Annotated in this window: 17 protein-coding genes; 9 read left to right on the top strand and 8 right to left on the bottom strand. The window is 39.6% G+C overall.

Annotation, left to right across the window (positions count from 1 at the left end):
- Nucleotides 1-55: 55 nt before the first annotated feature.
- From GO593_RS08635 to asd, 3 genes are all read right to left on the bottom strand, one after another.
- Complete coding sequence (locus tag GO593_RS08635) at nucleotides 56-1315, bottom strand: hypothetical protein (RefSeq protein ID WP_000967563.1); 1260 nt, start codon at nucleotides 1313-1315, stop codon at nucleotides 56-58.
- Nucleotides 1316-1374: 59 nt separating this feature from the next.
- Nucleotides 1375-2739 carry a type IV pilus assembly protein FimV gene (locus tag GO593_RS08640; protein WP_000128063.1) on the bottom strand — a complete coding sequence of 455 codons (1365 nt, stop codon included), beginning with the start codon at nucleotides 2737-2739 and terminating at the stop codon, nucleotides 1375-1377.
- 148 nt (nucleotides 2740-2887) lie between these two features.
- Nucleotides 2888-4006, bottom strand: a complete 1119-nt coding sequence (asd, locus tag GO593_RS08645; protein ID WP_000862762.1) for an aspartate-semialdehyde dehydrogenase — start codon at nucleotides 4004-4006, stop codon at nucleotides 2888-2890.
- A gap of 189 nt (nucleotides 4007-4195) precedes the next feature.
- On the opposite strand from asd, the gene GO593_RS08650 reads away from it, so the two are divergent.
- Both GO593_RS08650 and gltP read left to right on the top strand, forming a co-directional pair.
- Nucleotides 4196-5317, top strand: a complete 1122-nt coding sequence (locus GO593_RS08650; RefSeq protein WP_000639217.1) for an endonuclease/exonuclease/phosphatase family protein — start codon at nucleotides 4196-4198, stop codon at nucleotides 5315-5317.
- Nucleotides 5318-6006: 689 nt separating this feature from the next.
- Nucleotides 6007-7293, top strand: coding sequence for a glutamate/aspartate:proton symporter GltP (gene gltP, locus GO593_RS08655; RefSeq protein WP_000787677.1), 1287 nt, complete (start codon nucleotides 6007-6009; stop codon nucleotides 7291-7293).
- 56 nt (nucleotides 7294-7349) lie between these two features.
- On the opposite strand, the gene GO593_RS08660 is transcribed toward gltP, so the two are convergent.
- From GO593_RS08660 to GO593_RS08675, 4 genes are all read right to left on the bottom strand, one after another.
- Nucleotides 7350-8450 carry a glycosyltransferase family 4 protein gene (locus tag GO593_RS08660; RefSeq protein ID WP_000867106.1) on the bottom strand — a complete coding sequence of 367 codons (1101 nt, stop codon included), beginning with the start codon at nucleotides 8448-8450 and terminating at the stop codon, nucleotides 7350-7352.
- Nucleotides 8451-8715: 265 nt separating this feature from the next.
- Nucleotides 8716-9651: an LpxL/LpxP family Kdo(2)-lipid IV(A) lauroyl/palmitoleoyl acyltransferase gene (gene lpxL, locus GO593_RS08665; protein WP_000078880.1), complete on the bottom strand. Its 936-nt coding sequence runs from the start codon at nucleotides 9649-9651 to the stop codon at nucleotides 8716-8718.
- Nucleotides 9652-9770: 119 nt separating this feature from the next.
- Nucleotides 9771-10403, bottom strand: coding sequence for a LysE family translocator (locus tag GO593_RS08670; protein WP_000886290.1), 633 nt, complete (start codon nucleotides 10401-10403; stop codon nucleotides 9771-9773).
- A 141-nt stretch (nucleotides 10404-10544) separates the two neighbouring features.
- Nucleotides 10545-12455: an ATP-binding cassette domain-containing protein gene (locus tag GO593_RS08675; RefSeq protein WP_000323468.1), complete on the bottom strand. Its 1911-nt coding sequence runs from the start codon at nucleotides 12453-12455 to the stop codon at nucleotides 10545-10547.
- Between the two features lie 32 nt (nucleotides 12456-12487).
- Between GO593_RS08675 and GO593_RS08680 the strand changes: the two genes are divergently transcribed.
- On the top strand, nucleotides 12488-12733 hold the full coding sequence (locus tag GO593_RS08680) for a SlyX family protein (RefSeq protein ID WP_000165735.1): 246 nt from the start codon (nucleotides 12488-12490) through the stop codon (nucleotides 12731-12733).
- Between the two features lie 47 nt (nucleotides 12734-12780).
- Here the strand turns inward: GO593_RS08680 and GO593_RS08685 are convergent, their stop codons facing one another.
- Entirely contained in the window at nucleotides 12781-13791 is a 1011-nt protein-coding gene (locus tag GO593_RS08685; protein WP_000648638.1) for a zinc-binding alcohol dehydrogenase family protein, read from the bottom strand.
- A gap of 99 nt (nucleotides 13792-13890) precedes the next feature.
- Between GO593_RS08685 and GO593_RS08690 the strand changes: the two genes are divergently transcribed.
- The 6 genes from GO593_RS08690 (at nucleotide 13891) to GO593_RS08715 (ending at nucleotide 21189) form a co-directional block, all read left to right on the top strand.
- On the top strand, nucleotides 13891-14268 hold the full coding sequence (locus GO593_RS08690; protein WP_001029769.1) for a winged helix-turn-helix transcriptional regulator: 378 nt from the start codon (nucleotides 13891-13893) through the stop codon (nucleotides 14266-14268).
- A gap of 147 nt (nucleotides 14269-14415) precedes the next feature.
- Nucleotides 14416-14865: a hypothetical protein gene (locus GO593_RS08695; protein WP_000368721.1), complete on the top strand. Its 450-nt coding sequence runs from the start codon at nucleotides 14416-14418 to the stop codon at nucleotides 14863-14865.
- Between the two features lie 35 nt (nucleotides 14866-14900).
- Entirely contained in the window at nucleotides 14901-17537 is a 2637-nt protein-coding gene (gene topA, locus GO593_RS08700) for a type I DNA topoisomerase (protein ID WP_000024260.1), read from the top strand.
- Nucleotides 17538-17624: 87 nt separating this feature from the next.
- Nucleotides 17625-18383, top strand: a complete 759-nt coding sequence (locus tag GO593_RS08705; RefSeq protein ID WP_000265769.1) for a hypothetical protein — start codon at nucleotides 17625-17627, stop codon at nucleotides 18381-18383.
- A 137-nt stretch (nucleotides 18384-18520) separates the two neighbouring features.
- Nucleotides 18521-19093 (top strand): HdeD family acid-resistance protein, encoded by a 573-nt coding sequence (locus tag GO593_RS08710; RefSeq protein WP_000859453.1) that lies wholly within the window; start codon nucleotides 18521-18523, stop codon nucleotides 19091-19093.
- Nucleotides 19094-19209: 116 nt separating this feature from the next.
- Nucleotides 19210-21189 carry an ATP-dependent helicase gene (locus GO593_RS08715; protein ID WP_000050356.1) on the top strand — a complete coding sequence of 660 codons (1980 nt, stop codon included), beginning with the start codon at nucleotides 19210-19212 and terminating at the stop codon, nucleotides 21187-21189.
- Nucleotides 21190-21233: the final 44 nt, after the last annotated feature.

Consider the following 21233-nt stretch of genomic DNA (forward strand, 5'->3'; position numbering starts at 1 on the left):
TTTGCAGGCATAAAAAAGCAGTCATCTCTGACTGCTTATGGTAAATCGAACAGTTCTAAGAAGCTATGCGATTAAGTAGGTTTTTCGCATGTTGTTGTTGTTCTGTGTTGAATTTTTGCTCATTACTCTGTAGTAAATTACGCGCTGCTTGGTTCGCTCCAAACTTAATGTATTGTTCAGCTAATTTTAAATCGAGTTCATTTTCATTTATTTGTTTTAATTCTGGAAAAGCTTCTAAAAGCGGATCCTCTATTTGGGTTTGAGTAACCCTTTCGTTTACTACCTCATTATTTTGAATTTCAATCTCTGGCGCTGTAACTAAGGCAGGCTCATCTAATGAAAACTCAAGAGGTGCGATAGAAGTCGCTTCTAATGGGGTTTGTTCTATGAGCTTAATTTCATCTAATGATGGAGCTTGTTCAACAGATTTCGTCTCTGGACTTGAAGGATTTAAGTCAAGGTTAAAATCTAATGCATTGATGCTATTTTCTTGGTCTGCTTTTACCTCTACTGCTTGAGATTTTTCCTCAGTTTCATGCAGAGGGGCCAAGTCAAAAGAAAACTCTAAATCGGCCAGCTCATTTGTTTCTTGAGTGGATGATAACTCAGGTTGTTGTGCTGGTCGGTTGGTATTTTCCGTAGCCGAAGTCTGTTCGAATGAAAAGTTAAACTCTAAAGGTTCAATTTCAACAGCAGGTTCTTGTTTTACCGGCGTATAGTCTTTCTGTAGGCCATCAAAAGAAGCCTCGGAAGAACTTGTTGTTAATTCATCGAACTGAGCCGTTGTGTCTGTGTTTTTCGGTTCTTCATATGTTTGAGCTTGAGGGAAATCAATAGCATCAGGTTGTCTGGATGATTCATATTCTTTTTGTCGAGTTTCTGCTTGAGCTGCTATTTCATTTAAACCTAAGCTACGAATATGGCTAATCAACTGTTGAATTGCAAATTCATCTTTCTGAGCAATATGAATTTCAAGAAGTAATAAATACAGTTCATGTTGAGTATTATCTTTTTTTAGCGCCTGATTGACTTGAGCTTCAGCTGCTGAAAACTGTTTTTCTTGAATGAGCTGTTGAATATTGTGTCGTAAAGCTTCCGGTACAGGATTACTTTGAGGGATAGCAGGAATATTTTCCTCAATGACCTTGGCTTTTATTTTTTCACGCGAGCTTTTGCTTGATTTAGCACTCGCTTTTTTGCCGGATTTTCTATTTATATTTTTTGGGGAAGTGGCCTCTTGTTTTTGACTATTCTCGCGTTTTTTTAAAATAACGGCGACCACGAGTAATATGATAAACGGAATCACATATAACATTACTTTCCCCTTAAAAAATAAATATTTGCAATATAAAGCGTGCTAACTCTGGTTTTAACTTAATGTTTTTGCTTGTGAGTTTGTTGCTGTGCCTGTAATTGCTGTTGTAACTCTGCCAAACGCGCATTCAAGAGTTGAATACGTTGGTCTTTTAAACTTAAAGTTTGATTTAGTTTGGTTACATTCCTTTGTAATGTAACGGTTTTTTTGCGAGTTGTCATAACTTTTACTGCTAACTCAGTATTGTTTTGACTTTGTTGTGTGCTCTTTTTTGCACTTCCATGAGCAAAATTTGGGCTGTTCTCTGCCACAATGCTCATTTCAGCTTGTTGTAAACGATATTTAGCTCTGCCAGAAGAGGGTTTTGCCAAGTGAGCTTCACTCGATTTAGGTTTTAAATGGGAAGCTTTAGTTGTATTTGTTGTTAAGTTTAGCGAACTTCCCTGACGTAAACGGTTTACATCGCCTTGAATAAAAGCATGTCGATTTTGAGCTTGGATATCTCTCATGACTTTAGCTACAGGTTGTTTAGTTTGTGCTGCAATACGATTGGCAATACTCCATAAAGACTCGTTACGTTGTACGATATATTTACCTGTAGGTGCCGGGCCTTTATAAGTGCTAATTTTTTGCTTTTTCGACGCATTTTTACTTAATACATTTTTTTGTTGAGCAGTTTTAGATTGCGCTGCTTTTTTGACGGTAGTTGTTTGATTGCCACCACTTGATTTGAGTGAAGTCGAGGGTTGTTTCTCTACAGCCGATGATTCGATATTCATTGTAGCTATAGTTGGCTGAGGTGTTTGAGTCGAAGGTTTTTCGGTAAAAGGAGCCACAGGAGCAGGGCTAGAACTATTCAAAGCTGGAGCAGTACCAGTGCTAATATTTAGATTATGTTCATTACCTGTGGTTTCAGCCACGTTTGATGTATTTTCAGTAGGTGTGTACTGAGTACTTTCAGGTAAATTTAGTGCGATATCTTTTTCATTTACGATAAATTGCGGTGAAAGTGGACTTTCGTTAATGGCGGCTTTTTTTATAGGCGATGGCTTTAAAACGGTTTTAATATGTTGAAGACGGGTTGCGTTACCTTCACTGACTTTTACGACAATATTCAGTTCAGGATCGATAATAGGACGCGATGAGGTAATCACAATAACGCCAGAACCCTGACCATTTTGGCGTGTATAAAAGTTTAGGTTACCCGGAGGTTGATGAGTTACTCCCAAACCATTGAGATCATCTTGAGTGGCCAAACTGACTTGCAATGGGGTATTAGGATCTGCTTGCTGAAAATTCATTTCTGCATAAAGTAATTCCCCAGGTGCAGATTGAATTTGAATAGGATCTAATGTAATCGCATAAATAGAAGGCGAAGACATAATGGTGAAAATGGCAATTTTTAATTTGTTATATGCAGTCATCTCAATCCATGACCTGATCAGTCGTAAAGTCGTTCAAAATTATACAATAATGGAATGTAAATAAATTGTTAATTTTTTACAAACCAGTTACGAAAAAGCCGATCAAATGTGATCGGCTTTTTATTTTGACTGAATAATTCAGATCAAATTATGAGCTTTTGTATTCTACTAAAATACGTAACATACGACGTAGAGGCTCAGCAGCACCCCAAAGTAACTGATCGCCTACTGTGAATGCGCCGAGGTACTCTTTACCCATATTGAGTTTACGTAAACGACCTACAGGTACAGTTAGGGTACCAGTTACAGCAACAGGTGTAAGATCAGTCATTGATGCTTCACGTGTATTTGGTACAACTTTAGCCCACTGGTTTGAGTTGCGAATCATATCTTCGATCTCATCAAGCGGAACATCTTTTTTCAATTTGATGGTTAATGCTTGAGAGTGGCAACGCATTGCACCGATACGAACACAGTGACCATCGATAGGAACGATTTGAGAGTTACCTAAGATCTTGTTGGTCTCAACTTGTCCTTTCCATTCTTCTTTTGACTGACCGCTTTCAAGTTGTTTATCAATGTAAGGAATTAATGAACCAGCAAGTGGCACACCAAAGTTCGCAGAAGGGAAACCTTCACCGCGTTGTAACTCGGCAACTTGACGGTCAATATCAAGAATTGCAGATTTAGGATCGTCTAACAAAGTCTTGGTATTGTTATATAAATAACCCATACCTGTTAACAACTCACGCATGTTTTGTGCGCCAGCGCCTGATGCCGCTTGATAAGTCATTGCAGTCATCCACTCAACCAAATTATTTTGGAAAAGTGCGCCAACACCCATCAACATGAGTGATACTGTACAGTTACCACCAACGAAAGTTTTAGTACCTTTCGCTAAGCCGTCTTTAATTACATTAAGGTTAACCGGATCAAGAACGATGATTGCATCATCAGTCATACGTAAAGTAGATGCCGCATCAATCCAGTAGCCATCCCAACCAGTTGCTTTTAACTTTGGGAAAACTTCAGACGTGTAGTCACCACCTTGACAGGTAATAATGACATCCATTTGCTTCAGACTGGTAATGTCTGTAGCTTCCATAAGTGCTGGGGCAGTCTTACCACCAAATGAAGGAGCTTCACCACCTGCATTACTGGTAGAGAAGTAGAATGGCTCAATATGAGCAAAATCATTCTCTTCAACCATACGTTGCATAAGGACGGAACCGACCATCCCGCGCCAACCGACCAGACCTACTTTCATGTCATTTTGCCTCGGTGCGTTAAAATTGTTAAAGGGGGAGTTGAGTGTATCAAAAGTGCTCACAACTGCAAGCGTTACAGAATCAAAACAGCAATTTTATTGAGTAGAATATCTTGTTTATGTTACATACAAAATTGATAAAGATGACAAAAACATTAAAAAACAAATCATCTTAAAAGAGTAATTTCAATGATTTATATCGAAGTACTGGCAGTAGTGGTGATTTGGTTAAGCTTCTGGTCACTTATTCCTCGTGATGAGTGGTGGTTTCGAGGTGCAGATTTTCCAAGATTACAAATTCTGTTTATTGGCTTAATTGCTTTAATTGGTATGTTGTTTTGGCCGACCGAATGGGATGTATGGCGTGAGCTTTTGCTTGCGGTACTCATCGCAGCGATTGCCTACCAACTTAAAATGGTTTTACCGTATACGCTGTTTTGGAAAAAACAGGTTAAAAAGGTCAAACAGCATCAGCTAGATCCTACAAAACAGATTTCACTGATAGTTTCTAATGTGCTCACCCCGAATGATAAATATCATTTATTACTTGAGCATGTACGGACGTTGAAACCTGATTTATTGCTTACTTTAGAGAGCGATACAACTTGGGAAAATGCTTTAAAAGAGATCGAGAAAGATTATCCATACCGTGTGCCCGTACCTTTAGATAATTTATACGGGATGCATTTATATAGCCGGTTACCGCTTAAAAATACTGAGGTTAAATTCATTTTAAGTAATGAAATACCTTCTATTCATACCACGGTAATTTTGCGATCTGGCATGCCTGTTCAGCTCTACTGTTTACATCCTAAGCCACCTAGCCCAACTGAAGCAAAAGATTCAACACTGCGTGACGCTGAGCTTTTAATTGTCGGAGACCAAATTAAAGATCTTGATGAAAGTTGTATTGTGATGGGGGATTTAAACGACGTAGCGTGGTCACGAACAACCCGTTTATTTCAACGTATTAGTGGGCTACTCGATCCACGAGTGGGGCGACATTTTATTAATACTTTTCATGCGGACTATCCTTTATTGCGCTGGTCACTTGACCATATCTTTCATAGTACAGACTTCGGTTTAGTAAAAATGCAGCGTTTATCTCATATTGGATCAGACCATTTTCCTGTCTATGTCGTTTTACAAACAGGTCGAATATTTGAAGAGATTCACGAGGAATTAGAACAAACTCAAGCCGATGAAGAAGAAGCTCAAGCCGCGATACAAGAAGGTATTGCTAAAGCTGAAAAAGAAGAAAAAATCGTGACTGATGAAATTGCACAGCCTTATAAAGAGAAAAATATATAAAGTGAGTTGTAAGCAATAACGTACAAAGATTTGAGTCTAGGTCCAATAGGCAGACAGAGTTAAAACCCGTATTCTACATTCATCGGCACACGGAAGCGGGAATGGATAATCCCAAGTAAGGATGCACTAAGCTGATATGGAACGACATCACGGATAAGATGTTAGAACGGAAGCGATAAAAAGAATTATATACCCTGAAAGCACAACCTCATTTACCCGAGTTTTGCAGGACGCAGAACTCGGGTTGATATTTTATAGATATATCATTTAATTCGTTGTAAATAAAACCAATATTTTTAAGGTATTCTTAATTTTAAAATCTACTTAATTATAAGTCATCGTCCATAAATTTTTTTATATATCTGAGCAATTTTTAATGAAAATGGATACAAAAAACTTTTTTGTTAAGTTTTTGTTTTTATAGATTATTGACGGATAAATCTAGGCTTTGACCTATTTAGATATAAATTGGACTTGTTTAATTGGCAAATCTCAATAGAATGTGCCGATCGTTGACATGTTGGATCGTCAACAGGCATTGTTGTTTACTTCGCCGGATCGGCGGGTTGTGATTTGCTTGTGCATTTAAATTTCTGTTTGGAAATTCGTGTACATATTGAGGTTTCACTCTAAAGTAGTGGTCTTCTCCCTCTCATATTTGATACTTTGCGGTGCATAAGGATTGTCTTATGAAGAATTTTAAATTTAGCCTTGCATGGCAAATTTTAATTGCTTTAATCCTAGGGATAGTTGTCGGGGCTGTTTTACATAACCAGCCTGAAATCAAAGATAGTATTGTAAATAACGTTCTTACTCCATTAGGTAAGATCTTTATTAGCCTGATTAAAATGATTGTAATCCCAATCGTTTTCTCTACATTGATTTTAGGTATTGCTGGTGTTGGCAGTACAAAAAGTCTAGGGCGTCTTGGTTTTAAAACCATTCTCTATTTCGAAATTATTACTACTATTGCTATTTTGGTTGGCTTGTTTGCAGCGAATATCTTCCATCCAGGTTCAGGCATTGATATGTCTCAACTGGTACAAACTGATATTTCTCAATATAAGCATACAACTGAAGAAGTACAGTCACAGTCTCATGGTATTATCCAGACGATATTATCGCTTATCCCAACGAACATTATTAGTTCAATGGCGCATGGCGAAATGTTGCCAGTGATTTTCTTTGCTGTGCTATTTGGTATTGGTTTATCTTCATTACCAGCAACAACAAAAGACCCATTATTAAATGTATTTCATGCTGTATCGGAAACAATGTTCCGTGTAACACACATCATCATGAAATATGCGCCAGTGGGTGTATTTGGCTTAATCGCTGTAACTGTTGCAAACTTCGGTTTTGCTTCGCTTATTCCATTGGGTAAATTGGTTGTATTGGTTTATGGTGCAATCTTATTCTTTGCTTTAGTGGTTTTAGGTATTACTGCAAAAATGTTCAGCATCAATATCTTTACTTTGTTTAAGATTTTGAAAGATGAATTAATTTTGGCGTATTCGACTGCAAGTTCGGAAACAGTTTTACCGCGTATTATGCAAAAAATGGAAGCTTATGGTGCGCCAAAAGCGATTTCTAGTTTTGTAATCCCAACTGGTTATTCATTTAACCTTGACGGTTCTACGCTTTACCAAAGTATCGCAGCAATCTTTATTGCACAGCTTTACGGTATTGAAATGTCAATCAGCCAACAAGTGATTTTAGTTGTAACGTTAATGATTACTTCTAAAGGTATTGCAGGTGTTCCTGGGGTATCATTTGTTGTGTTATTGGCGACATTAGGCAGTGTTGGTATTCCTGTAGAAGGCTTAGCATTTATTGCTGGTGTTGACCGTATCATGGATATGGCTCGTACTGCGTTGAACGTTGTAGGTAACGCGCTTGCTGTACTTGTAATCAGTAAATGGGAAAAACAATACGACTATGAAAAAGCTGCTGCTTATGAAGCATCTCTTAAGTAATAGAGAAGTTTTTTAGTCGAAAAAACCCGCGAACATCGCGGGTTTTTTTTATTGGGTTATTTCAATACACTTTGATATAGCTCAAGGGTTTGGTCACACATATCTTTTAAACTAAACATTGTCACAGGAGCGACTGTTTGAGGTTGTTCAATATGATGCTTTACTATTTCTAATAAAGCTTTTTCATTTTCTGCTTCAACAAGACCCTGCGGGTACACATGAGATAAAATCTCGGCAACACCTCCACGGTTCCAGCCAATGACCGGCGTACCGACAGAGAGCGCTTCTAATGCTGTTCTACCGAATGTTTCTGCTTGATTGGATAGAGAGAGCACTATATCGCTAAAAGCGAGCCATTCGCGTATATCTGAGCGATGTCCTACAAATGTAATTTTATCTGCAAGTCCTTTGCTTTGAATGGTGTTTTGCAACTCACTTAAATAGGCTTGTTTTTTTACATCAGCCCCACCTACAACAACAGCATGCAGTTGAGGATATTGCGAATGAAGTTGCTGCATCAGTTCAATTAAACTTTCATGTCCTTTTAAACGAGTAATACGGCCAGGTAGGCAAAGTAAAAATTTATTTTCAAGTTCGGGAAAGTCGTTAAAGACTTGGTTAAACCACTGTGCTGAAGGTTGATAGTTATGCGGAAAAGCGGCAGGGTCAATTCCTCGATAAATCCGGATAATATCTTGTGGTGGACAGTTTTTATAATGGCCTGTGATGTATTTAACTACGCTGTCAGAAACAGCGATCACTTTTTCTGCCTGAGTCATGATCGCACTATAACGATTAACTGAATAGAAACCATGTACCGTGCTAATGAGGTGAGGGCGTTTATTCGCTGGTATTTTTCTTAAAGCGAAGTGGGTTAGCCATGCAGGTACGCGAGAGCGCACATGTACAATGTCTGGTTGGTGTTCTTCAATAAGCTGACGTAATGGACGGATTTGCCACAAGCTCGACAATGATTTTTTATGAATCGGCAGTGTTAAGTGTGTGGAACCTTCAGCTTCAAGTTGTGAGACCAAACGCCCGCCATTAGACACAACTAGAGACTGATGACCTTGTGCAACCAGTGCACGTGCAATTTCCAGTGTGCCGCGTTCTACGCCACCGCTATTGAGTTCTGGGAGAAGTTGCATCACTTTCATTATTTTTTGCCTTATACGTTCATAAAAGATGGATCATCCATAGATACATCATCTCAAACTAAATCATTATCCAGAGTTTACTATCGTGATAGCGACATGGATGTCGCTGTTGCGTTGTGTTACAAGGATGTAACATCAGCGGAACAAAGGATTTTTGCTTACTTTTTATCCCTAAAAAGTAAGGTCTGCCTATCCGAAAGTCTTTGAATATCACTTTAAATCGAGGCTGTGCCTATTACTAATCTAAAATTATTACAGCCTTATCTTAATAAATCTCTTCATATCCCTCTGGACGTGTTTTAAAGCGACGGTGAAACCACATATATTGAGTTGGTGCGATACGAAGCTGGTTCTCAATAATCTTATTCACACGCGTTGCATCATCGACTTCATCTTCACTTGGCATATTGTCAACCGCTGGCTCAATCAAGATATGATATTTAGGGTTCTGTACATCGCCATGACGATAAAAATATAAAGGCACAGCAACCGCCTTGGAAATTTTTAATAAACGACGGTGAGCGGTTACAGTGGCAGCTGGCACTCCAAAAAATGGTGCCATAACACCTTGTTTAAGCCCAAAGTCTTGATCGGGACTATACCAAATTGCATCACCCTCTTTAAGATGACGAATCAAACCACGCATGTCATCATGATCAATTTGTGCTTTATAAATTGTGCCGCGGCAACGATAAATTAGCATATCGAGGAGGGGGTTGTTTTGAGGGCGATACACAACATCCGGCTCGAAATATTGGGCGCATACATAACCACCTGCATCGAGTAAAGTACTATGTGTACCAAGCAATAAAACACCTTTGCCTTGAGCTTGTGCATTGGTAATGTGTTCTAAGCCTTCAATAGTGACGCGGTTTTTAAACCAGTAAGGTTTATACCATGCATTTAAGGTCTCAAAAATACCAAGCATCATATCTACAAAAACTTGTTTTGCTTGTTGCTGTACTTTTTCAGGTGACCATTCAGGGAAACAAACTTCTAAATTACGAATTGTGGTTTTACGACGAGACTTTAAATATTTCCAAGCAAGGTTTGCCAATCCATGAGCTAAGCGCCATTGAACTGCCCACGGTAAAATAGCCAAAAGCATCAGGAAAGTAATCGCAATCCACACACCCCAATATTTAGGCAACAAAAAGGACCATTGAAACTCACCGGGCGTATAAGGCTGCTTTTGGCTCATAACGATATAAAGAATTTAAAAAGTTAAAACTGCCAAAAGTGTATCACGAACTGAATTTATCGTCGTAATACACAGGAGTAAATTGAAGGTTTAGACGCGATAAAGAAAAATAAAGCGGGTTATCGGCGGTGTTCTAGAAGAATACGAACCGCAAGGCCGGCTAATACTGTACCCATGACCCAGCGTTGAATGCTTGCCCAAAGTGGTTTTTTTTGTAGAAAAAGAGCAATGCTACCAGCAGAAAATACAATCAGCGCATTTACTGAAACGCTTACAAAAATTTGTATAGTCCCGAGTTGGATAGACTGCGCTAAAATACTGCCTTGTTGTGGGTGAATAAACTGAGGTAATAAAGATAAATACATAATCGCAATTTTAGGATTAAGTAAATTAGTCAAAAAGCCCATTAAAAATAACTTTAATGGTGAGTCAACCGCTAAATCTTTAACATTAAAAATAGGTGTGGCATTGGGGCGTAAAGCTTTCCATGCTAACCAAAGTAAGTACATCGCACCGGCAATACGAATAGTGTCATAGGCATATGGAACTGCGACCACAAGTGCCGTAATCCCGAAAGAAGCGCAGAGCATATAAAATACAAAACCAACCGCAACGCCACCGAGAGAAATAAAACCTGCGAGTTTGCCCTGACTAATGGAACGAGAGATAAGATAAATCATGTTTGGGCCAGGGGTGAGTACCATCGCCAGACAAATGAATCCAAATGCCAAAATTTGAGAGAGATCTAGCATGGAAATATCCTTAAATATTATTATACTGATAGGTATAACATAATTATTTTTATAAATCTTATTTGAAAAAATATCTTAAATTATATTTAAAAAAGCCCCCTAATCTAGGAGGCTTTTTAAATTAATCAGCAGGTAAAAAAATTAATTCCCTTTACTCATTTGCTCAAGTTCATCCCAGCGCTCTAACTTTTCAAGGAGTAACTCTTCAATTTCTGCTAGACGCTGGCTTGCTTTGGTTGCCGCATCGGCATCCGTTACGAACCATGAGCCGTCAGCAAGTTTGTCAGAAAGTTCAGCTTGCTCATTTTCTAACTTTTCAATTTCTGCCGGTAATTGCTCAAGTTCACGTTGATCTTTGTAGCTTAGTTTGACCTTTTTTACGTTCGTTTGAGCTGCATTTTTTTCAGCTTCTGCTTTAGCCTGAGCTTTTTTTACATCGCCTTTTTGGTCAACGACTCTCTCGTTTGGACGCTGAATCAAATAGTCCTGATAACCACCGATATATTCTGCAATACCGCCTTTGCCATCAAATACCCAAGTTGATGTCACAACGTTGTCCATAAAAGCACGGTCATGGCTAATTAGAAGCAAAGTACCTTTATATTCAGACAACATCTCCTCAAGTAGCTCAAGTGTGACCATATCTAAGTCATTCGTTGGCTCATCCATTACAATCAGGTTCGATGGCTTGAGCAATAGTTTTGCTAACAGGACACGATTACGCTCACCACCAGAAAGTGCTTTTACCGGTGTACGAGCTCGTTCCGGAGAGAATAGGAAGTCTTGTAAGTAACTGAGAATATGGCGACGTTGACCATTTACATCAACGAAATCTGAACCTTCAGAAACGTTTTCAGAAACCGACTTTTCAAGGTCAAGCTGATTACGTAATTGGTCGAAGTAAGCAATTTCAAGCTGAGTTCCTGTTTTGACAACACCTTCGTGCTGAACTTCGCCTAAGATCGCTTTAATTAAAGTAGTCTTTCCGACGCCATTATCACCGACCAAACCAATGCGGTCACCGCGCATAACAATGGCAGAGAAATCTCTAATGAGGGTTTGTCCATCGTAGCTTACGCTTAAGTGTTCAATATCAAATACAAGTTTGCCTGAGCGCTGTGCTTCTTGAACGCCCATATTGACTTTGCCTTGTTGGAAACGGCGAGCTTTTGACTCTTCTCGTAATGCTTTAAGGGCACGAACACGACCTTCATTACGTGTACGACGTGCTTTAATACCTTGACGAATCCATGCTTCTTCTTCGGCAAGTTTCTTTTCAAACAAGGCATTTTGTTTTTCTTCAGCTTCAAGCTGCTGAGCTTTTAGGTCAAGATAACGAGAATAGTTTCCTTCATAGCTGCGTAATATGCCGCGATCCAATTCCACAATACGAGTTGCAAGGCGGTCTACAAAAGAACGGTCATGCGAAATAAAGAGTAAGGTTAAATTATTTTGATCAAGCAGGAATTTCTCAAGCCACTCAATACTTTCAACATCTAAGTGGTTAGTTGGCTCATCGAGTAATAACACATCTGGTTGGGTAAGTAGGGCGCGGGCGAGTAAAACGCGACGTTTACGACCACCTGATAGGTCTGCTAGATCTGCATTCGGATCTAACTCCATTTTACCTAAAATCGTGTTGACCTTATTTTCTAATGCCCATCCATCAAGTTGGTCAAGTTTATGCTGTAAAGATCCCATACGATCGCAAGCTTCCATGTCACCAAGTACACAGGCATCACTTGCTTCATGATAGGCTTTAAGTACGGCAGCGGCTTCTCCTGCACCTTCTGCTACAATATCTGCAACTTTGCCCGATGACATTGGAACATCCTGAGCTAACATAGAAACAGTTAAACCATTTTGGACAGAAACTTCACCAGAATCTGGTAGTAGGCTTCCCTCAATGAGTTTAAGTAAAGTAGACTTACCTTCACCATTACGACCAATTAAACAGACTCGTTCGCCACGTTCTAGGTTGAAGTTCGCGCCATCGAGCAGGGCAGGTCCGCCAAAAGCAAGTTGGACATCCCTTAAAGTAATATAGGCCATAATGTTTTCCAAAATCTCAAATGAGGACTTAAATGACTAAACCACCATATCATGATGATCAAGCGTCATTTTCCGCACCCATTGAAGATTTGCAAGTGCGAATTGCATTTTTAGATGATTTAGTTGAGGAATTAAATCAGCAACTCGCGATTCAAACTTTAGAAATAGCTGATTTAAAAAAACAAATGCAATTACTTTATCAACGTGTGGAATCTGCAGATTTATCAGAGGGTGTTGCACCTTTTGATCCATTAACGAATAAGCCACCGCATTATTAAATAAAATGGCAAGCGTTACGCTTGCCATTTATTTTCGTAAGTGCAACTTAAAATCCGTGTAAAACGATTTTCCCTTTGGTTGAACCACTTTCAATTTGCTCATGAACCCGTGTTAAGTTTTCAGCATTAATTGGGCTTAAAACCTGAGTTACAGTTGTTTTGATTTTACCTTCATCCACCAGTTTACTGACTTCATTTAGTAGCGCACTTTGTTTTTCCATATCTTCAGTCTGGAACATTGAGCGCGTAAACATAAATTCCCAGTGAACTGAGACAGACTTAGATTTAAACGGTTTAATATCTAACTGATCAGGGTCATCAATAAGTCCAAAATGACCTTGTGGAGCAATTAACTCTACAATATTTGATAAATGTTGATCTGTTTCAGTGGTTGAGAATACATATAAAGGTGCACTTAAACCTAATTGTTTAATTTGTGCAGCTAAAGGCTGACGGTGGTCTAATACATAATCAGCACCTAGTTGTTCTACCCATTCTTTTGTTTCGGGGCGTGAAGCTGTAGCAATAATCGTGAGGTGAGTTAATTGCTTAAGAAGCTGAATGGTAATTGAACCTACACCGCCAGCTCCACCAATCACTAAAATAGTCGTATTAGCAGGCGCAGTCTTTGGAACTTGGAGACGATCAAATAACATTTCCCAAGCTGTGATTGCTGTTAAAGGAAGAGCCGCAGCTTCAGTCGCTTCTAAAGTTTTTGGTTTATGACCGACAATACGTTCATCAACTAATTGCAATTCACTATTACTGCCTTGGCGATTTAAAGAACCTGCATACCAAACCACATCACCAATTTTAAATTGAGTAACTTTATCGCCAATCGCTTCTACCGTGCCTACAGCATCCCATCCAAGAACTTTCCAGCCAGATTGTTCAGCACTTACATTTTTACGTATTTTGGTATCGACTGGATTTACTGATACAGCTTGAACACGAACAAGTAAATCATGTCCTTTAGCTACTGGAGTGTCGAGTTCAATATCTACGAGTGCCTCTGGCAATGTAATAGGCCCCGCTTTTTGATATGCCACAGCTTTCATAATCATCATTCCTCTTGTTGAGAGTTTGATCATAACGTAAGCTTAAAAATAGTGACTACAGACAAATAACGCTCATAGTGTCAAAAAGGATACTGTAAAATGGCAAAAGCTCGACATTCAAGTTTTGACTGCTCACCAGGTTGTTCAGTTGAGGCCGCAATAAGTTTGATTGATGGCAAATGGAAATGTGTCATTCTTTGGCATTTATTAAATGAAGGAACTTTACGATTTAATGAAATTCGTAAACGAGTTCCAAGCATTACACAAAGAATGCTGACCAATCAGCTTCGGGAATTAGAACAAGATGGCATTATTCATCGTGAGGTTTATCCTCAAGTGCCTCCTAAAGTGGAATATTGTCTAACTGATTTAGGGCGCGGGCTTGAGCAGATACTTCTTGCTTTAAAAACTTGGGGAGATGCGCATCTGGATCGGTTTGGTAAGTTAACTACTCTTGAAACTGAAAAGAGCGCCTAAATATTCTGCCTAGATTGTTAAAAATATCTATGAGGAAATGTTGTAGTTTTTAGCCTTGTCGGTTAATTGGACATTATTTTTATGATGTAACTTGCGTTTTCTGGTCAGCTTATGCAACTCTAATAAAAGAGATTAATAGGTTTTGCTATGGACAATATCGGAATTTGGGTTACCGTTATCATTGTTCTTTTCGTGCTAGGCTCCATTTTTGGTTTAAGAGTGAGTCCACGTGAAAAGGCGCTGGGAATTATGCGAGACAAAGCCCGCAAAATGGGGCTACATCCACGCGTAATTGCTGCACCTGAATGGACACATGTCCCGATGGCAACTGAAAAGCGTGCCAGCATGGTTGCTTACTATAGTGTATTAATCCCCGATGCTCGTTTACCGCTCATGCGTGCTCGCGTTATAGACGGAAAATTAAAAGTTGTGCAAGGCGATGAGAAATTTAATGATTCTCCCATTGCATTAAAAGGGATTTATGCTATTGATATGCAGGCAAACTGTGTAGGCCTTTATTGGGATGAGGAATCGGACCTGAAAGCTACGCAATTAGATGAGATGAAGGCTTATCTGTTGGCCTTGGCTGAAGCCTGATTTTTAAATTTATTGGTATAGGAATAACATTTTATATGGCGAATACCTCGCGCTCTGCATCTCAAAGCACAGCATCTTCTGCCTCTGCTGCACATAAACGTGCCTTAGTGATTGTGGAGTCGCCTGCCAAAGCGAAAACCATCAACAAATATTTAGGTTCGCAGTACATTGTTAAGTCTTCTGTAGGTCACGTACGTGACTTGCCAACAGGTGGCAGTAAAGCAACAGAGAAAAAGCCGGCTGCCCGGACAAAACTCACTGAGGCTGAAAAAGAACAAAAAGCGAATCAGGCTTTAATCAATCGTATGGGCGTCGATCCGGAACATGGATGGCAAGCGCATTACGAAGTTCTGCCTGGCAAAGAAAATGTTGTTGCTGAACTCAAGAAACTTGCTAAAGATGCAGATGCAATCTATCTCGCAACGGACTTGGATAGAGAAGGGGAAGCAATCGCTTGGCACTTACGCGAAGTGATTGGTGGTGACGATAGCCGTTATCATCGTGTGGTATTTAACGAAATTACTAAAAATGCCATTCAAGAAGCATTTAAACAGCCAACACGTCTCGACTTAAACCGTGTTAATGCACAACAAGCACGTCGTTTCTTGGACCGTGTAGTAGGCTTCATGGTTTCGCCATTATTATGGGAAAAGATTGCCCGTGGTTTATCGGCAGGTCGTGTACAGTCTGTAGCGGTAAAGCTTGTTGTTGAACGTGAACGTGAAATTCGTGCTTTTATTCCAGAAGAATATTGGCAAGTCTTTGCAGACACTAAAGCTAAAAAAGATGACATTCGTCTTGAGGCTGTTAAACAGGCGGGTAAAACGCTTAAATTAAAAAATAAAGCTGAAACAGATGCCCTGTTAGATGTATTAAAAGGCGCTGAATATAAAGTTGCTCAGCGTGAAGATAAACCAACTAAGGTGAATCCAAGCGCCCCATACATCACTTCGACTTTGCAACAAGCTGCAAGTACACGTTTAGGTTTCTCTGTAAAGAAAACCATGATGTTGGCGCAGCGCTTGTATGAAGCTGGTTTCATTACTTATATGCGTACTGACTCAACGTTTTTGAGTGATGATGCTGTAAGTATGGTACGTGCGCATATTGAAAGCCAATATGGCGAAAAATATTTACCAGCTAAGCCAAATCGCTATGGTAATAAAGCAGGTGCTCAAGAAGCCCACGAAGCTATTCGTCCATCAAATGTTGCGCTGACTGGTGATCAACTTGCTGGTGTAGAGCGTGATGCTCAGCGTTTGTATGATTTAATTTGGCGTCAGTTCGTAGCTTGCCAAATGACTCCGGCAGAATATTTATCTTCAACTTTAACAGTTGAAGCTGGCAATGTGGAGTTAAAGGCAAAAGGCCGTACGCTTGTATTTGATGGCTTTACTAAAGTTCGTGGTGCCAATAAATCTGATGACGATATCATTTTACCTGCAATTAAAGTGGGTGAAATTTTAAAGCTCGAAAAGCTAGATCCAAGTCAGCATTTTACCAAACCGCCAGCTCGTTTTACTGAAGCATCTTTAGTAAAAGAACTTGAAAAACGTGGTATTGGTCGTCCGTCGACTTATGCTGCCATTATTTCTACGATTCAAGAACGTGGTTACGTTAAGTTAGAAAATCGCCGTCTCTTTGCTGAGAAAATGGGTGAGATCGTAACGGATCGTCTTGATGAAAGTTTTAATAACCTGATGAACTATGCATTTACAGCAGACCTTGAAGGTCAGCTCGATAAAGTTGCAACAGGTGAGCGTAACTGGAAGGAATTGCTAGACACATTCTATGGTGATTTTAAAAAGCGTTTGACCAATGCTCAAGGTGAGCAGGGAATGCGTCGTAACCAGCCAGTTGAAGTACCAGCAGTACATTGCCCTGAATGTTCACGTCCAATGCAGATTCGTACGGGCACTACAGGCGTATTCTTAGGGTGTTCTGGCTATAACTTGCCGCCTAAGGAACGCTGTAAAGGGACCTTGAACTTAACGCCAGTTGAGTCTCTAGCAGCGTTATCTGATGATGATAGTGCTGAAACAGCAGACTTGATGTCAAAACATCGTTGTCCGAAATGTGGTACAGCAATGGACAGCTACGTCATTGATGGTGGCCGTAAGTTACATGTTTGTGGTAACAACCCGGATTGCGATGGCTATGAGCTTGAAGAAGGCGAGTTCAAGATCAAAGGTTATGATGGCCCAACCATTCCATGTGATAAATGTGATGGTGAAATGCAGCTTAAGACTGGTCGCTTCGGCCCATATTTCGCTTGTACAAGCTGTGACAATACTCGTAAAGTCTTGAAAAATGGTCAACCTGCGCCACCACGTGTAGAACCAATCAAGATGGAACACTTGCGTTCAACCAAGCATGATGATTATTTTGTGTTACGTGATGGCGCGGCTGGTCTGTTCTTGGCTGCAAGTAAGTTCCCGAAAATTCGTGAAACACGTGCACCAAAAGTTGCTGAGCTTCGTAGCGTAGCTGATCAACTTGATCCAAAATACCAGTTTATTTTACAAGCTCCAGATGTAGACCCTGAAGGTAACCCAACCATTGTGAAGTTTAGTCGTAAGAACCAATCACAATATGTGGGTTCTGAAACACCAGAAGGTAAACAAACCAAATGGAGCCTAATTTATCAAGACGGTAAATGGATTGAAGGCTAAATAAGACAGATAAAAAATGCTAGCTCAGCTAGCATTTTTTTCATCTACAACAATAAAAGAAAATATTAATTTTTATGGGGAAAAAGAATGTGGAAAAACATTCGGATTTTATGTCTATTAATTGTTTTATTAATCGTTGCAGTTCAAGCGTGGCGTGACCAAAACCAAGACTGGAATCAGCCTATTGTGGTGGTATTGCACCCAATAAATGCAGATGGCTTACAAACCACACAAGCTTATATTCATCAGTTACAAAACACTGATTTCCAGACGCTTAAAAGCTATTTAAGTGAATGGTCGCAACATTATCGGGGGCAATCAGCAAACTTTGAAATACGTTTGGGGCAACAGTTACAGCAGCGTCCACCTGAGGTGCCACAAAATGCTGGTATTTTTCATGTGGTTTGGTGGAGTTTAAAGTTTCGTTTTTATGCCTGGCGACAACAACAGCCTGAAGATAATGGAGCATCACTCAAACTTTATTTAAATTATTACGATCCCAATTATCAAAAAGTTTTGGTGCATTCGACTGCTTTAGAAAAGGGCCGTATTGGTAGTGTTAATTTGTTTGCTACACGTGGACAAGCACTACAAAATCGGGTTGTAATCGTTCATGAGCTATTGCATGGCTTTGGGGCAAAAGATAAATATGATTTAAAAACAGGTCAGCCCATATATCCATTAGGATATGCACAACCTGAAAAAGTACCTCTTTATCCACAAAAGCGAGCAGAAATCATGGGTGGTCGAACGCCATTATCTGAGCAGACCAGCAAAATGCCAAGTGATTTACAAGAAACCGTCATAGGTTTACCAACAGCTCAAGAAGTGGGGTGGCTGAAATAAAATTGTGGATAAATACTATTTTATCCACATCAATTGTTAATAAACGATGCACATCTTATACAGACAATAAATGTGAAGTACATCACTATAATGACATTATATAAACTTCCTAATACCTGATAATAAGAGTCGCCGTCATGAAAACTGTAGGTAATGATTTGGTTCGTAATCAGCTACATGCTGATCGTAAATGGTATCTAATATTAGGCTTTGTGCTCATTATTTTTGGTTTGGTGTTATTTAGCTCACTGCCATTTGCCACATTTTCGGTTGTTTTTCTGTTTGGTATTTTAATGATGGTGGGTGGTGTATTGCATTTAATTGCTGCCTTAAGTGTATTTAAAGGCGGTAGCCGATGGCTGTGGGCACTTTTTGGAGTGCTGTATTTAATGGCAGGCTATTATGCATTTTCTACGCCTGTTACTACGGCTGTGGTTTTAACAAGCTTATTATCAATTGCTCTGATTATTGCGGGAGTAATCCGCACTATAAATGCATTTTTATTAAGACCAATTGCAGGGTGGGGCTGGACCTTATTTTCAGGATTATTAACCCTTGCTACAGGTATTTTAATTTTAGTGTCTAAAGATTCTCCGTTTTGGGTGTTAGGAATGTTTTTGGCAGTAGATATTTTATTTCAGGGCATTAACTTTTTAGGACTCGCTTCTGCGATTAAGTATTTACCTTCTAGCTCAAAAACAGTTTCTTAAAATAAATAACGAACAAAAGAGCACTTAGGGTGCTCTTTTTTGTTTTTAGTGAGCGAAGGTCCATCTCATGGCATGGGTCTGTTAAACTAAGCCTTGGTGTTTTAGCGATATGTGTTATGAGTCTTGCAAAGTTAATTAATGAATTAAATGCTCAGCAAAAAAAAGCAGCGACGACTATGGCTCAAAACTGTTTGGTTTTGGCTGGAGCGGGTTGTGGCAAGACGAAAACTATTGTTGCTCGCGCAGCTTATTTAATTGATCAAGGTTTGCCTGCAAATCAAATTCAGATTTTAACGTTTACCCGCCGAGCTGCGAGTGAAATTGTTGCAAGGGTCGAACAGCATGTTGGAGCACAAGCCAAAGGTCTTCGTGCATCCACTTTCCATACCTTTTGCATGTATTTATTGCGTCGTAATCCGCAAGCGTTTGGTTTAACCCAATTTAGTATTATTGATCGTGATGATCAGTTACTCATGTTTCGCTTATTAAGAGGCAAAGACAAAGATAATGTTTTGCCTAAAGCGGCAGAGCTGTGTGATTTATATTCTTATGCCCGAAATACGCAATCGAAGCTTTCTGAAGCATTACTCAAGCAATTACCTGAAGCATATGAATATAAATCACAAATTGCTGAGTTAATGAAAACCTATGAACAGCGTAAAAGAGAGCGTAATTTTTTAGACTATGATGACATTTTGTCGATCGTCGCTGTTCATTTACAAAACTCGGAAGCACTGACGAACTGGGTTGCTGGTTTCTGCCAAGCTTTGTTAGTTGATGAGATGCAAGATACCAACCCTTTACAGTGGGCACTTTTGCAGCCACTGATTGGTAAGGTGAAATTATTTTGTGTGGGAGATGACGCCCAGTCGATTTACGGTTTCCGTGGGGCTGATTTTGAAAACATTCATTCTTTTAAAGAACGTATTCCAGATGCAGTGATTCATACCTTGGATCTGAATTATCGCTCGACTCAAGAAATATTAGATTTATCAAATTGGTTACTCTCCCACAGTCCAATCGATTATCAAAAACAGTTACAGGCTCATCGTGGCAAAGGACAAAAGCCACAACTCCATTTGTTTGGTAATGAATTTGAAGAAGCCAACTGGATTGCACAAGACTTAATAGAGCGACACCAACAGGGCGCAAATTGGTACGACCATATGGTGTTAGTCCGCTCAGGCTATAGCGCACGCTATTTGGAAGGAGCATTTATTGCCGCTGAAATTCCGTATCGTTTTATTGGTGGCGTAAAGTTACTTGAATCAGCGCATGTAAAGGATGTGCTCAGTTTATTGCGTATTGTGAGTAACCCGCAGGATGACTTGGCTTGGATGCGCTTTTTAACCTTATGGGATGGAATTGGAGATGTGGGTGCCAGCAAGTTAGCGCAAGAGTTAATGAGCATTAGTGAGGTCGAAGAGCGTTGTCAGCGTTTGGAGCGTCATGGAAAAGTTCCTTTACAGGCCATTTTGATTTTGAAACAGCTTGATGTGCTACAGCAGCATGTTGAGGCAAGTATTGGTCTAGCACTTGATGCATTAAGTGAACAGTTAGAGCAAAACTATAAAACTAAAGACTGGTCACGTCGTGCTAGGGATTTCGACCTAGTTAAACAACTTGCGCGTAAACATGCATCTCTTGGTGAATTTCTTGAAGAATATGTGCTTGAACCAATTTCAATTTCTGAAATTGAAAAAGCGGGTGATGATGATTTAGTGACCTTAATTACAATTCACTCCGCTAAAGGTGCAGAACAGAAAGTGTGTTATGTACCGCATGTCTCACCAAACCAATATCCCTATGCGCGTGCACAGGGCGATTTTGATGAAGTCGAAGAAGAGCGCAGAGTATTGTATGTTGCATTAACACGTGCGGAAAATGAATTGATTTTGACGAAGCAAAATCTCAATACATGGTCACAAGACACGTATGACGAACAAGGCCGCAAAATCGAAAGCTATTTTCTAAATGATTTACCTGCCCATTTGGTTCAGGCCAAAATTCATCGTCAGGTGCCACAGCCATTTGCCAAAAAACAATGGAATACTTCACGAACAGTAAACTTAGGTTTTGGTATCGATCTTGACTAAATTACTGTATAAGACACTGTGAATACTCAAATGTATATTGGCCT

Origin of the sequence: Acinetobacter baumannii, from assembly GCF_009759685.1 — a bacterium.
In the GTDB taxonomy this organism is placed as follows: domain Bacteria; phylum Pseudomonadota; class Gammaproteobacteria; order Pseudomonadales; family Moraxellaceae; genus Acinetobacter; species Acinetobacter baumannii.